This window comes from Streptomyces sp. SM10 (assembly GCF_002910915.1).
Lineage (GTDB): Bacteria > Actinomycetota > Actinomycetes > Streptomycetales > Streptomycetaceae > Streptomyces.
On sequence record NZ_NEUF01000139.1, the window covers coordinates 60,864 to 74,874 of the forward strand.

10 protein-coding genes are annotated in these 14,011 nt (G+C 70.6%); 4 read left to right on the plus strand and 6 right to left on the minus strand.

The features are described 5' to 3' along the window. Nucleotides 1-34: 34 nt before the first annotated feature. On the minus strand, nucleotides 35-1,072 hold the full coding sequence (locus B9S57_RS22650; RefSeq protein ID WP_103517395.1) for a PAC2 family protein: 1,038 nt from the start codon (nucleotides 1,070-1,072) through the stop codon (nucleotides 35-37). Between the two features lie 230 nt (nucleotides 1,073-1,302). Between B9S57_RS22650 and B9S57_RS22655 the strand changes: the two genes are divergently transcribed. After that, on the plus strand, nucleotides 1,303-2,628 hold the full coding sequence (locus B9S57_RS22655; protein WP_103517396.1) for an enolase C-terminal domain-like protein: 1,326 nt from the start codon (nucleotides 1,303-1,305) through the stop codon (nucleotides 2,626-2,628). After that, a complete protein-coding gene (locus B9S57_RS22660) occupies nucleotides 2,625-3,413 on the plus strand; it encodes an SDR family NAD(P)-dependent oxidoreductase (RefSeq protein ID WP_103517397.1) in 789 nt (262 codons plus the stop codon). The genes B9S57_RS22655 and B9S57_RS22660 overlap by 4 nt, the downstream gene beginning before the upstream one ends. Here B9S57_RS22660 and B9S57_RS22665 read toward each other — a convergent pair. From B9S57_RS22665 to B9S57_RS22685, 5 genes are all read right to left on the minus strand, one after another. Further along, nucleotides 3,402-4,073 (minus strand): FadR/GntR family transcriptional regulator, encoded by a 672-nt coding sequence (locus B9S57_RS22665; protein ID WP_103517398.1) that lies wholly within the window; start codon nucleotides 4,071-4,073, stop codon nucleotides 3,402-3,404. The genes B9S57_RS22660 and B9S57_RS22665 overlap by 12 nt on opposite strands. Nucleotides 4,074-4,199: 126 nt before the next feature. Beyond that, complete coding sequence (locus B9S57_RS22670) at nucleotides 4,200-5,810, minus strand: glycerol-3-phosphate dehydrogenase/oxidase (protein ID WP_103517399.1); 1,611 nt, start codon at nucleotides 5,808-5,810, stop codon at nucleotides 4,200-4,202. 12 nt (nucleotides 5,811-5,822) lie between these two features. Continuing rightward, the gene (glpK, locus tag B9S57_RS22675) at nucleotides 5,823-7,352 is read right to left on the minus strand and encodes a glycerol kinase GlpK (protein WP_103517400.1); all 1,530 of its coding nucleotides are present in this window, start codon (nucleotides 7,350-7,352) and stop codon (nucleotides 5,823-5,825) included. A gap of 40 nt (nucleotides 7,353-7,392) precedes the next feature. After that, nucleotides 7,393-8,184, minus strand: coding sequence for an MIP/aquaporin family protein (locus tag B9S57_RS22680; protein ID WP_103517401.1), 792 nt, complete (start codon nucleotides 8,182-8,184; stop codon nucleotides 7,393-7,395). 349 nt (nucleotides 8,185-8,533) lie between these two features. Next, entirely contained in the window at nucleotides 8,534-9,298 is a 765-nt protein-coding gene (locus B9S57_RS22685) for an IclR family transcriptional regulator (RefSeq protein ID WP_258036513.1), read from the minus strand. A gap of 239 nt (nucleotides 9,299-9,537) precedes the next feature. Here B9S57_RS22685 and metH point away from each other — a divergent pair, with 239 nt between their 5' ends. Beyond that, nucleotides 9,538-13,050 (plus strand): methionine synthase, encoded by a 3,513-nt coding sequence (gene metH / locus B9S57_RS22690; RefSeq protein WP_103517403.1) that lies wholly within the window; start codon nucleotides 9,538-9,540, stop codon nucleotides 13,048-13,050. 140 nt (nucleotides 13,051-13,190) lie between these two features. After that, complete coding sequence (locus B9S57_RS22695) at nucleotides 13,191-13,889, plus strand: HAD family phosphatase (protein WP_103517404.1); 699 nt, start codon at nucleotides 13,191-13,193, stop codon at nucleotides 13,887-13,889. The last annotated feature ends 122 nt before the right edge of the window (nucleotides 13,890-14,011 follow it).

A 14,011-nucleotide genomic window follows, 5' to 3' on the forward strand; every position in this document is an offset into this window, starting at 1 on the left:
AGGTCCGGGGCCGTTCCACATCGGCGGGCCGGGATCAGCCGCCCGGGGAGTCCTCGTCCGGCCCGGCCGCAGGCGGGTCCTCGGGCGCCGCGCCCCCGTCGCCCTCCTTGGGCCGTCCCTTGTCCGGCCGCTGCGGCTTCGGCGGCCTCGTACGGCCGCTGGAGGTGTCCCGCAGATAGGGCACGTCACCGCTCTCCGTGGCGTGGCCGCCCGGTGCCTGTCCGGGGCCGCCGATGTCCCTGCGCCGCAGATAGCGCTCGAACTCGCGGGCGATCGCCTCGCCGGACGCCTCGGGCAGCTCGGCGGTGTCCCGGGCCTCCTCCAGCGTCTGCACGTACTCCGCGACCTCGCTGTCCTCGGCGGCCAGCTGGTCGACCCCGAGCTGCCAGGCGCGGGCGTCCTCGGGCAGCTCGCCCAGCGGGATCCGCAGCCCGAGCAGATCCTCGAGACGGTTCAACAGGGCCAGCGTCGCCTTCGGGTTCGGCGGCTGCGACACGTAGTGCGGCACCGCCGCCCAGAGGCTGACCGCCGGCACGCCCGCATGCGTACAGGCCTCCTGGAGGATGCCCACGATGCCGGTCGGGCCCTCGTAGCGGGTCTCCTCCAGGTCCATGGTCCTGGCCAGGTCCGGATCGGAGGTGACCCCGCTGACGGGCACCGGCCTGGTGTGCGGGGTGTCTCCGAGCAGCGCGCCCAGGACGACGACCATCTCCACGCCCAGTTCATGGGCGAAGCCGAGGATCTCGTTGCAGTACGAACGCCAGCGCATGGAGGGTTCGATGCCGCGGATCAGCACCAGGTCACGTGGCTTCTCGCCGCCGACCCTGACCACGGAGAGCCGCGTCGTGGGCCAGGTGATCTTGCGCGTCCCGCCCTCCATGAACACCGTGGGCCGGTTGACCTGGAAGTCGTAGTAGTCCTCGGCGTCGAGCGCCGCGAAGACCTCGCCCTTCCACTCCCGGTCCAGATGCGCGACCGCTGTGGAGGCGGCGTCACCGGCGTCGTTCCAGCCCTCGAACGCGGCCACCATGACCGGGTCGATCAGCTCGGGTACCCCCTCGAGCTCGATCACCCAGGCCTCCTTCCGAAGTTCCCTTGTGTACGGACCAACCTTACGGCTTCCGGCCCGTTCCGCCGCAGCCCGTTTGCGTGCGGAGGTGAAGCGTGCCATCTCTTGATTCATCCGAGCTGTACCGGCCGAAGACGATCAATTTCCGCTCGGGCCCTGGACCGAAAGACCCTCGTGCAGCTATACATCGGATGACCGTTGAGAGATCCGATGTTATTCCCCTGGGGGCGCACATGAGTCTGACCGTCACGGATCTCGAGGTCGAGGACATCCGTTTTCCCACCTCGGAGCTGCTGGACGGCTCGGACGCCATGAACCCCGACCCCGACTACTCCGCCGCCTACGTCGTCCTGCGCACCGACGGCGGCGCGAGTGAGGAGGGACACGGGTTCTGCTTCACCATCGGACGCGGCAACGATGTCATGGCGGCTGCCATCCAGGCGCTCCGCAGCCACGTCGTGGGCCGTCCCGTCCCGCGCACCGCGGCCGGCCTCGCCGCCCTCCACCGCAGGCTCACGCACGACTCGCAACTGCGCTGGCTCGGCCCCGAGAAGGGGGTGATGCACATGGCGGCCGGAGCCGTCGTCAACGCGGCCTGGGACCTCGCGGCGCGACTCGCGGGCAGACCCGTCTGGCAGTTCCTGGCGGAGATGACCCCGGAGGACCTCGTCTCCCTCGTCGACTTCCGCTACCTCACGGACGCCCTCACCCCCCGGGAGGCGCTCGGTATCCTCCGCGCCGCGGAGCCGGGCCGTGCCGAGCGCACCGAACGGCTGCTCGCCGAGGGGTACCCGGCGTACACGACGTCGCCCGGCTGGCTCGGATACGACGACGACAAGCTCGTGCGCCTGTGCAAGGAGGCCGTCGCCGACGGCTTCACCCAGATCAAGCTGAAGGTCGGGGCCGATCTGGACGACGACGTCCGCAGGCTCTCGCTCGTCCGCCGGACCGTCGGCCCCGGCATCCGGATCGCCGTCGACGCCAACCAGCGCTGGGACGTGACCGGGGCGGTGGAGTGGATGCGCGCGCTCGCCCCGTACGACCCGTACTGGATCGAGGAACCGACCAGCCCCGACGACGTGCTCGGCCATGCCGCCGTGCGCGCCGGACAGCCCGTCAAGGTCGCCACCGGCGAACACGTCGCCAACCGGGTCGTGTTCAAACAACTGCTCCAGGCGGGGGCCGTCGACTTCGTGCAGATCGACGCCGCACGCGTCGCCGGCGTCAACGAGAACCTCGCGGTGCTGCTGCTCGCCGCCAGGTTCGGAATCCCGGTCTGCCCGCACGCCGGAGGCGTCGGACTGTGCGAACTGGTCCAGCACCTCTCGATGTTCGACTACGTCGCGGTCTCCGGCAGCCGCGAGGACCGGGTCATCGAGTACGTCGACCATCTCCACGAGCACTTCGCCGAGCCGGCCGTCATCGAGGAGGGCCGCTACGTCACCCCGCGCGCACCGGGCTTCTCGGCCCGGATGCTCCCCGCCTCGATCGCCGGACACCGCTATCCGCAGGGCCCCGTCTGGCAGGCCCGCCGCACACCCGAGGAGACCGCCCGATGACCGGTACGCAGGATTTCGACGGACTGTCCGCCCTGGTGACGGGCGGCGCTTCGGGCATCGGGGCCGCCGTGGCGGCCCTGCTGCTCGCCCGCGGGGCCCGCGTCGCCGTCCTCGACCTCGATCCGGAGGGCGCTCCCGAAGGGGCGCTCGCGCTCACCGCCGACGTGACGGACGACGACGCCGTACGGGGCGCGGTCGAGCGGGCCGCCGAGGAGCTGGGCGGCCTGCACACCCTGGTGTCCAACGCGGGGATCGGATCGGTCGGCACCGTGGAGGAGAACGGCGACGCGGAGTGGACCCGCGTCCTGGACGTCAACGTGCTCGGCATGGTCCGCGCCGCCCGGCACGCACTGCCGCATCTGCGCCGTGCCGCCGCCGTATGCCCGGGAGCCGTCTCGATCACCCAGACCTGCTCCATCGCCGCGACCGCCGGTCTGCCGCAGCGCGCGCTCTACAGCGCGAGCAAGGGCGCCGTGCTCTCCCTCACCCTGGCCATGGCGGCCGACCACGTCCGGGAGGGGATCAGGGTCAACTGCGTCAACCCCGGTACGGCCGACACCCCCTGGGTCGGCCGCCTGCTCGACCGCGCCGAGGACCCCGCCGTCGAGCGCGCCGCGCTCGACGCGCGCCAGCCCCTGGGGCGGCTGGTCTCCGCCGACGAGGTCGCCGCCGCCGTCGTCTACCTCGCGAGCCCGGCGGCCGCGTCCGTCACCGGCACCGCCCTCGCCGTCGACGGCGGGATGCAGGGGCTGCGGCTGCGCCCCGCCACACCCTCACAGGGTTGAGCGCAGCCACTGCTCCACGCTCGCCACGTGCACCGTCGCCCAGGACCGGGCCGCCTCCGCGTCCCGGTCCCGCAGCGCGGCAAGGATCGCCCGGTGCTCGTGGAGGGTCCTGCTGACCGCGTCCTGCTGGGTCAGCCCGCGCCACACCCTGGCCCGTGTGGTCGGGCCGGAGAGGCCGTCCAGCAGGGAGCACAGCACCGAGTTGCCGGAGGACCGGACGATCCCGCGGTGGAACTCCAGATCTGCGGCGACCAGCCTCTCCACCGAGGGATTCGGGCCCAGTGAGTCCAACTGGGCGCTCAGGGAGTCGAGTTGCCCTTCCTCGATGAGCAGGGCCGCCATCGCCGTCGCCGCGGGCTCCAGGATCCGGCGGACCGCCAGGAACTCCAGCACCGTGTCGTCGCGGTGGAAGTCCACCACGAAGCTGAGGGCCTCCAGGAGCAGTTGCGGGTCCAGGCTGGTGACGTAGGTGCCGTCGCCCTGGCGGACGTCGAGGATCCGGATCAGCGACAGCGCGCGCACCGCCTCGCGCAGCGAGTTGCGCGACAGGCCCAGCTCGGCGGCGAGTTCGCTCTCCTTGGGAAGCCGGTCGCCCGGGGCCAGCGCACCCGAGACGATCATTCCTTTGATCTTCTCGATCGCTTCGTCGGTGACGGCCATGTGGGGCCTCCTCGCGCACAAGACATCCGATGTATCGCCTCATTATGCCGCCAGGTGCGAGCCCCCATGCCGCAGGGGCGGCCCCCCGCACCCGGGAGGCCGCCCCTGAGAGGTGCTGAGGCGCCGTCAGCGCCCGTCGGCCAGCATGTCCTCGACCCGGCCCCGGACGTCGTCGGTGGCCAGGCCCCGGATCGTCAGCGTCGTCCGTCGGCGCAGCACGTCGTCCGCCGTCTGCGCCCACTCACGGTCGCGCGCGTACGCCACCTGCGCCCAGATCTCCGGGGCGTCGGGGTGGATGCGCTCGGCCAGCGCCGGGTTCTCGTTCGCGAGCCGGGCGATGTCGAAGGAGAGCGAGCCGTAGTGGGTGGCGAGGTGCCGGGCCGTGTCGGCCGACATCCGCGGTCCCGGAGTACCGCCGTCGACCAGCAGCCGGTGCGCCACCGCGTTCGGGTTGGCGATGCCCGGCAGCGGCACCTTCCGCGGCAGCCGCGCCATCGGCTCCATGTCCTCGGCGAGCGGGCGCCCGGGCAGTTCGGCCAGCTTGTTCATGACCGTGCGGCCGATGTGGCGGAACGTCGTCCACTTGCCGCCGGCGACCGACAGCATCCCGCCGCGCCCTTCGGTGACGACCGTCTCCCGCTTGGCCTTGGCCGTGCCGCCCGGACCGCCGGGCAGCACCCGCAGTCCCGCGAAGGAGTAGGTGATCAGATCCCGGGACAGCTGCTGGTCCCGTACGGAGAACGCCGCCTCGTCGAGGATCTGCGCGGTGTCCTTCTCGGTGACCGAGACATCGGCCGGGTCGCCCTCGTACTCCTCGTCGGTCGTGCCGAGCAGCAGCATGTCCTCCCACGGAAGGGCGAACGTGATCCGGTACTTGTCGATCGGCGTCGCCAGTGCGGCCTTCCACGGGCGGGTGCGCTTGAGGACCAGGTGGGCGCCCTTGGACAGACGTATGGAAGGCGCCGCGTTCGGGTCCTCCAGCTTGCGCAGGTGATCGACCCACGGGCCCGTGGCGTTGAGCACGAGGCGGGCGTCGACGCCGAACTCCGTGCCGTCCTGGCGGTCCTCCAGCTCGGCGCCCGTGACCCGGCCCTTGGTGAACCGCAGTCCGGTGACCGAGGCGTGGTTGAGGACGACGGCGCCCGCGTCGACGGCCGCGCGGACCGTCATCAGCGCCATCCGGGCGTCGTTCATCTGGTCGTCGCCGTAGACCGCGACGGCCTTCAGGTTGTCCGTGCGCAGCTCCGGGACGTCACGCTGAGCCTTGGCCGGGCTGATCACATGGCCGACGCCGTCACCGAACGCCGACAGGGCCGAGTAGGCGAAGACGCCGGCGCCGAGCTTGGCGGCGCCGTGCGGGCCGCCCTTGTAGACGGGCAGGTAGAAGGTGAGCGGATTGGCCAGGTGCGGGGCGACCTGACGGGACACCGCGCGCCGCTCGAAGTGGTTCTCCGCGACCAGCTTCACCGCGCCGGTCTGGAGGTAGCGCAGACCGCCGTGGAGCAGCTTGGAGGAGGCGGAGGAGGTGGCGCCGGCGAAGTCGCCGGCGTCCACCAGGGCCACCCGCAGTCCGGACTGCGCGGCATGCCAGGCGGTGGAGATGCCCAGGATGCCGCCGCCGATCACCAGGAGGTCGTACGTCGCCTTGGAAAGCTGCTCCCGGGTCTCGGCGCGGCTCGGGAGGGAGCCGGAGGCCGGATGCGTCCCGAGGGCGGGGACGCTCTGCAGGGTGGTCATGTCGATTGCTCCTCAGCTCTCGTCGTCGTCGATCCAGCCCATGGTCCGTTCGACGGCCTTGAGCCAGCTCTTGTACTCGCGGTCACGGGTGGCCGCGTCCATACGGGGTGTCCACTCGGCCGCACGGCGCCAGTTGGCGCGCAGCGCGTCGGTGTCCGGCCAGAAGCCGACGGCGAGGCCGGCGGCGTAGGCCGCGCCGAGGCAGGTCGTCTCGGCGACCATCGGGCGCACCACGGGTGCGTCCAGGAAGTCGGAGAGCGTCTGCATCAGCAGGTTGTTGGAGGTCATACCGCCGTCGACCCTGAGCGCGGTCAGTTCCACGCCGGAGTCCTTGGTCATGGCGTCGCTGATCTCACGGGTCTGCCAGGCGGTGGCCTCGAGCACGGCCCGGGCGATGTGCGCCTTGGTCACGTACCGGGTGAGGCCGGCGATCACACCGCGGGCGTCGGGACGCCAGTAGGGCGCGAACAGGCCGGAGAAGGCGGGCACGAAGTAGGCGCCGCCGTTGTCCTCGACGGACGAGGCGAGCGTCTCGATCTCGGCCGCGGACTTGATCAGGCCCATCTGGTCGCGCATCCACTGGACGAGCGATCCGGTGACGGCGATGGAGCCCTCCAGGGCGTACACCGCCTTCTGGTCGCCGATCCGGTAGCCGACCGTCGTCAGCAGCCCGTTGTAGGAGTTGACGGGGGTCTCGCCGGTGTTGATCAGCATGAAGGTGCCGGTGCCGTACGTGGACTTGGCCTCGCCCTCGGCGAAACACGTCTGGCCGAACAGCGCGGCCTGCTGGTCACCGAGCGCGGATGCCACCGGGACGCCGTCGAGCACGCCGCCCTTGGCCGCGCCGTAGACCTCGGCGGAGGACCGGATCTCCGGGAGCACGGCGGAGGGGATGCCGATCGAGCTGAGGATTTTGTCGTCCCACTGCATGGTGTGCAGGTTCATCAGAAGGGTGCGCGAGGCGTTGGTGACGTCGGTGACGTGGACGCCGCCCTCGGTGCCGCCGGTCAGATTCCAGATGACCCAGGAGTCCATGGTGCCGAAGAGGATGTCGCCGCGCTCGGCGCGCTCGCGCAGGCCCTCGACGTTGTCCAGCAGCCAGCGGATCTTCGGGGCCGCGAAGTACGAGGCGAGCGGCAGCCCGGTCTCGCGGCGGAAGCGGTCCTGGCCGACGTTGCGGCCGAGCTCCTTGCAGAGGGCGTCGGTGCGGGTGTCCTGCCAGACGAGGGCGTTGTGCACCGGCTCACCGGTGTTCCTGTCCCACAGCAGGGTCGTCTCGCGCTGGTTGGTGATGCCGATCGCCTTGACGTCGGCGGAGGTGATGCCGGCCTTGACGATCGCCCCGGCGACGACCTCCTGGACGTTCTCCCAGATCTCCTTGGCGTCGTGCTCGACCCAGCCCGGCTTGGGGAAGATCTGCTCGTGCTCCTTCTGGTCGACGGAGACGATCCGGCCGTCCTTGTCGAAGACGATGCAGCGGCTGGAGGTGGTGCCCTGGTCGATGGCCGCGATGAACGGGCCGGTGGTGTGTGCGTCGGTCACGGTTGGCTCCCGGAGGTCTGTGTGGTGTGGAGGGTGCGGCTCAGGCGAAGGCGAGGTTGTAGAGCCCGCCGGCCAGTGCGGCCCCGATGAGCGGTCCTACCACCGGTACCCAGGCGTAGCCCCAGTCCGACCCGCCCTTGTTCGGCAGTGGCAGCAGCGCGTGCACGATGCGCGGACCGAGGTCGCGTACCGGGTTGATCGCGTAGCCGGTCGGCCCGCCGAGCGACAGGCCGATCCCGACGACCACCAGAGCGGTGATCAGGGCGCCGAGCGCGCCGAGACCGTTGCCCTCGTCGTTGAGACCCTGCGTGAGGATCGCCAGGACCAGGACGAAGGTCGCGATGACCTCCGTGACCACGTTCTGCACCGCGTTCCGGATCTCCGGACCCGTGGTGAAGATGCCGAGTACGGGGCCGGCCTTCGGCGCCGAGGTCTGGTCGACCAGACCTTCCTCGGCCGGCTGGTCCTCCAGGATCTCGGGATCGGTGAGGTGCGCGTGGAACTGTCCGTAGTAGACGGCCCACACGAGCACGGCGCCGATCATCGCGCCGAACAGTTCGGAGACGAGATACAGGGGCACATCGCTCCAGGCGGTGCCGCCCTGGATCGCGAGGCCGATGGTGACCGCCGGATTGAGGTGCGCACCGGACACACCGGAGGCGATGTAGGCACCGGTCAGTACGGCGAAGCCCCACCCGAAGGTGATGGCCAGCCAGCCGGCGTTCCTCGCTTTCGAGCGCTTGAGCGTGACGGCGGCACAGACACCGCCGCCGAGCAGGATGAGTATGGCGGTACCGATGGTCTCGCCGATGAAGATGTCGGAGCTGGACACCCGCGACTCCTTTGTCCTTCGTCCAGGGGAATGGCGAAACACCGGGTCCCTCCGGTGGATCGCGCCCCAGATGGGTACCCCTGAAGAGCGGGTACGTCACCTGTAGGGCTTGACCGGCCCTCGGCACTGTCACACTCTAACGCGTATTGCCGTTAGGTGTTCGGCAATGCCGACCGGTGAACGGCCATGTTTCTCTCCGATGAGGGGTCCGTCAAGGGGTCTGTGACGCGCGACTCGATCGTTACCGATGGAGCGGGCTGTGCTCAGGGGCGTCCGGATCCCGGGAGGCGGCTCGCGGGTACTCGGAAGCGGCCGGGGTCCGGATCCCCGTGATGTGGCCCGGGTGGGCTCAGAAGCGCCCGGCGCCCAGATCCCGGGAGACGGCGCGGGCGCAGTCCCGTACGGCGGCGACGAGCTCGGGCCGGAGTTCGCCGCCGGCGCAGACGCGCTCCACGGCGCCCGTCACGGCCACGGCGCCGACCGGCATCCTGCGCCGGTCGTGAACGGGGGCGGCCACGGCCGCCACGCCCTCCCAGGTCTCCTCCACGTCGGCCGCCCAGCCCCGCGCCCGGATCAGGTCGAGCAGGGACTCGAACTCCGCGTCGCCCGTGACGGTGCGCGGGGTGAAGGAGCGCCGTTCCACCTCGGTGGCCTCGCTGTGCGCGACCGGGTCGTAGGCGGCGAGCACCTTGCCCAGGGCGGTGGAGTGCAGCGGCTGCATGGCGCCGACCTCGAGCACCTGGCGGCTGTCGTCGGGCCGGAAGACGTGGTGGACGATCAGGACGCCGCGCTGGTGCAGAACGCCCAGGTGGACGCTCTCGCCGCTCGAGCGGGCCAGGTCGTCGGTCCACACCAGCGCGCGGGCCCGCAGTTCGTGCACGTCGAGATAGCTGTTGCCCAGGCGCAGCAGCTCCGCGCCGAGCTGGTAGCGGCCGGAGGCCGTGTCCTGCTCGACGAAGCCCTCGTGCTGGAGGGTGCGCAGAATGCCGTGCGCGGTACCTTTGGCCAGACCGAGCGACGACGAGATGTCGGACAGGCCGAGCCGACGCTCGCCGCCCGCCAGCAGACGCAGCATCGCCGCTGCCCGCTCGAGCGACTGGATGTTCTTCGCCATCGCGCCGTACTCCTCCACCTCGGTTCGACAATGCTGAACACTATCGGTCGATGTCGACCTCTGTCCGGTGGCGCGAAGATTCTGCGCCACCCCGCGACGGGGCCCGTTCCCCGCACAGCATGCAGTCCGCCCCGTGGGACGCGATGACCGGCCCGGGCGCCTCCCGGCTACGCTGGCGGCGTGCCCCCTCCGCAGAAGGGCGCAAAGCCGACAGCCGTCGCATCCCAGGGAGAACATCCATGGCCTCGTTGCCGACCCCCTCAGCTGACAGCCGGACCCGGGCCGCAGCGCTCCGTGAGGCGCTCGCCACCCGGGTGGTGGTGGCCGACGGTGCCATGGGCACCATGCTCCAGGCCCAGGACCCCACCCTCGAGGACTTCGAGAACCTCGAGGGCTGCAACGAGATCCTGAACGTCACCCGCCCCGACATCGTCCGCTCGGTGCACGAGGAGTACTTCTCGGTCGGCGTCGACTGCGTCGAGACGAACACCTTCGGCGCGAACCACTCGGCGGCGAACGAGTACGAGATCGCTGACCGGATCGTCGAACTGTCCGAGTCGGGTGCCCGTATCGCCCGCGAGGTCGCCGACGAGTTCACCGCGAAGGACGGCCGCCAGCGCTGGGTGCTCGGCTCCGTGGGTCCCGGCACCAAGCTGCCCTCGCTCGGCCACATCGCGTACGACGTGCTGCGGGACGGCTACCAGCAGAACGCGGAAGGCCTGCTCGCCGGCGGTGCGGACGCCCTGATCGTGGAGACCACGCAGGACCTGCTGCAGACGAAGTCCAGCCTCATCGGCGCCCGCCGGGCGATGGAGGCCCTGGGTGTCGACGTGCCGCTGATCTGCTCGCTCGCCTTCGAGACGACCGGCGTCATGTTGCTCGGCTCCGAGATCGGCGCCGCGCTGACCGCCCTGGAGCCGCTGGGCATCGACCTGATCGGGCTGAACTGTTCGACGGGGCCGGACGAGATGAGCGAGCACCTGCGCTATCTGGCACAGCACTCGCGTACACCGCTGATGTGCATGCCGAACGCGGGCCTGCCCGTCCTGACCAAGGACGGCGCGCACTTCCCGCTCGGCCCGGAGGGTCTGGCGGACGCGCAGGAGACCTTCGTCACCGACTACGGCCTGTCCCTGATCGGCGGCTGCTGCGGTACGACGCCCGAGCATCTGCGCCAGGTCGTCGAGCGGGCCCGCGCCCTCACGCCGGCCGTCCGCGACCCGCGCCCCGAGCCCGGCGCCGCCTCCCTCTACCAGTCCGTGCCCTTCCGTCAGGACACCTCGTACCTCGCCATCGGCGAGCGGACGAACGCCAACGGGTCCAAGAAGTTCCGCGAGGCCATGCTGGAGGCCCGGTGGGACGACTGCGTGGAGATGGCCCGCGACCAGATCCGCGAGGGCGCGCACCTGCTCGACCTCTGCGTCGACTACGTCGGCCGCGACGGTGTCGCCGACATGAAGGAGCTGGCCGGGCGGTTCGCCACGGCCTCCACCCTGCCGATCGTGCTGGACTCCACCGAGCTGCCCGTGCTGCAGGCCGGTCTGGAGATGCTCGGCGGGCGCGCGGTCCTGAACTCGGTGAACTACGAGGACGGAGACGGGCCCGAGTCGCGCTTCGTGAAGGTGACGCGGCTGGCCGCCGAGCACGGTGCCGCACTGATCGCCCTGACGATCGACGAGGAGGGCCAGGCCCGCACCGTCGAGCACAAGGTCGCCATCGCGGAGCGGCTCATCGAGGACCTCACCGGCAACTGGGGCATCAACGAGTCGGACATCCTCATCGACTGCCTCACCTTCACCATCTGCACAGGGCAGGAGGAGTCGCGGAAGGACGGCATCGCCACCATCGAGGCGATCCGCGAGCTGAAGCGGCGCCACCCCGACGTCCAGACGACGCTGGGCCTCTCCAACATCTCCTTCGGCCTGAATCCTGCGGCCCGTGTCGTCCTGAACTCGGTCTTCCTCGACGAGTGCGTCAAGGCCGGTCTCGACTCCGCGATCGTGCACGCGTCGAAGATCCTGCCGATCGCCCGGCTGGATGAGGAGCAGGTCAAGGCCGCCCACGACCTGATCCACGACCGCCGCGCCGAAGGCTACGACCCGCTGCAGCGGCTCATGGAGCTCTTCGAGGGCGTCAACATGAAGTCGATGAAGGAGGGCAAGGCCGAGGAACTCCTCGCGCTGCCGCTCGACGAGCGCCTCCAGCGCCGGATCATCGACGGCGAGAAGAAGGGGCTGGAGGCCGACCTCGACGAGGCGCTGGAGACCCGGCCCGCCCTCGACATCGTCAACGACACCCTCCTGGAGGGCATGAAGGTCGTGGGCGAGCTCTTCGGCTCCGGCCAGATGCAGCTGCCCTTCGTGCTCCAGTCCGCCGAGGTCATGAAGACCGCGGTGGCCCACCTGGAGCCGCACATGGAGAAGTCGGACGCCGAGGGCAAGGGCACCATCGTGCTGGCCACCGTCCGCGGCGACGTCCACGACATCGGCAAGAACCTCGTCGACATCATCCTGTCCAACAACGGCTACAACGTCGTCAACATCGGCATCAAGCAGCCCGTCTCCGCGATCCTGGAAGCCGCCGAGGAGAACCGCGCCGACGTCATCGGCATGTCCGGCCTCCTGGTCAAGTCCACCGTGATCATGAAGGAGAACCTCCAGGAGCTCAACCAGCGCAAGCTGGCCGCCGAGTACCCGGTCATCCTGGGCGGCGCCGCCCTGACCCGGGCCTACGTCGAGCAGGACCTGCACGAGATCTACGAGGGCGAGGTCCGCTACGCCCGCGACGCCTTCGAGGGGCTGCGCCTCATGGACGCGCTCATCGGGGTCAAGCGCGGAGTCCCGGGTGCCGTCCTCCCCGAGCTCAAGCAGCGCCGTGTGCCCAAGCGCGACACGGCCGTGCCGGAGGTCGAGGAGCCCGAGGAGGGCGTGCGTTCCGACGTCTCCGTCACCAACCCGGTCCCCGAGCCGCCGTTCTGGGGCACCCGGGTCGTCAAGGGCATCCAGCTCAAGGAGTACGCCTCCTGGCTGGACGAGGGCGCCCTCTTCAAGGGGCAGTGGGGCCTCAAGCAGGCCCGTGCCGGTGACGGCCCGACGTACGAGGAGCTCGTGGAGCGGGAGGGCCGGCCCCACCTGCGCGGCTGGCTCGACAAGCTCCACACCGAGAACCTGCTGGAGGCCGCCGTCGTCTACGGCTACTTCCCCTGCGTCTCCAAGGGCGACGACCTGATCCTGCTGCACGAGGACGGCTCGGAGCGCACCCGCTTCACCTTCCCCCGCCAGCGACGGGGCCGCCGGCTCTGCCTCGCGGACTTCTTCCGCCCCGAGGAGTCGGGGGAGACGGACGTGATCGGACTCCAGGTCGTCACGGTCGGTTCGAGGATCGGCGGGGCCACCGCCGAGCTCTTCGAGTCGAACTCCTACCGCGACTACCTGGAACTGCACGGGCTGTCCGTGCAGCTGGCCGAGGCTCTCGCCGAGTACTGGCACGCGCGGGTCCGCAGCGAGCTCGGCTTCGCCGGGGAGGACCCGTCCGACGTCGAGGACATGTTCGCGCTGAAGTACCGCGGGGCCCGCTTCTCCCTGGGCTACGGCGCCTGCCCGGACCTCGAGGACCGGGCGAAGATCGCCGAGCTGCTGGAGCCCGAGAGGATCGGGGTGAAGCTCTCCGAGGAGTTCCAGCTGCACCCCGAGCAGTCCACGGACGCGATCGTCATCCACCACCCGGAGGCGAAGTACTTCAACGCACGGTAGCGAACTGTTCAACGCGCGGTAGGTCCCCACTCCGCGCGCTTCAGGAGCACGAGTCGTAGACTGGTCGGTCCAGTGCAGGCCGGTCGCCGTTCCCACCGGGAAGGCGGCCGGCCTTCTCGTCCCTCATGGAGGTGTGCCGGATGACCAGTACGGTCCCCGCGTCCCTGATCCGTACGGCCGAAGGGTCGGCGCTGCAAGCAGTCCTGCTCGACATGGACGGCACACTGGTCGACACCGAAGGATTCTGGTGGGACGTGGAGGTCGAGGTCTTCGCCGACCTCGGTCACCGGCTCGAGGAGGCGTGGCGCGACGTGGTCGTCGGCGGGCCGATGACCCGGAGCGCCGGCTATCTCATCGAGGTCACCGGTGCCGGTATCTCCCTCGAGGAGCTCACCGTGCTGCTCAACGACCGCTTCGAGAAGCGCATCGGGCGTGGTGTCCCGCTGATGCCGGGCGCCGCCCGGCTGCTCGCCGAGCTCGCCGCGCACGAGGTGCCCACCGCCCTGGTCTCCGCCTCCCACCGGCGCATCATCGACCGCGTACTGGACTCGGTGGGCCGTCACCACTTCGCTCTCACGGTCGCGGGGGACGAGGTGGCCCGCACCAAGCCCCACCCCGACCCCTACCTCGCGGCCGCCGCGGGATTCGGGGCGGATCCCCGGCGCTGCGCGGTCATCGAGGACACGGCGACGGGTGTCGCGGCGGCCGAGGCCGCGGGCTGCCGCGTCGTCGCCGTACCGTCCGTGGCGCCGATCGCCCCGGCGCCGGGAAGGGTCGTCGTGCCCTCGCTGGAACAGGTGGACCTGGCCTTCCTGCGCGGACTGGTCACGGACGAGTGACCGCCGGCGTGCGGTGAGGGCGTTCCTCCCCCGGTGACGTGCTCGCCACCGGGGGAGAGGGGCGCACTCCGGTCCGTGGCGCCGTCTCCCCCGGGCGCCTGGATCAGGTCCATGTCAATGCG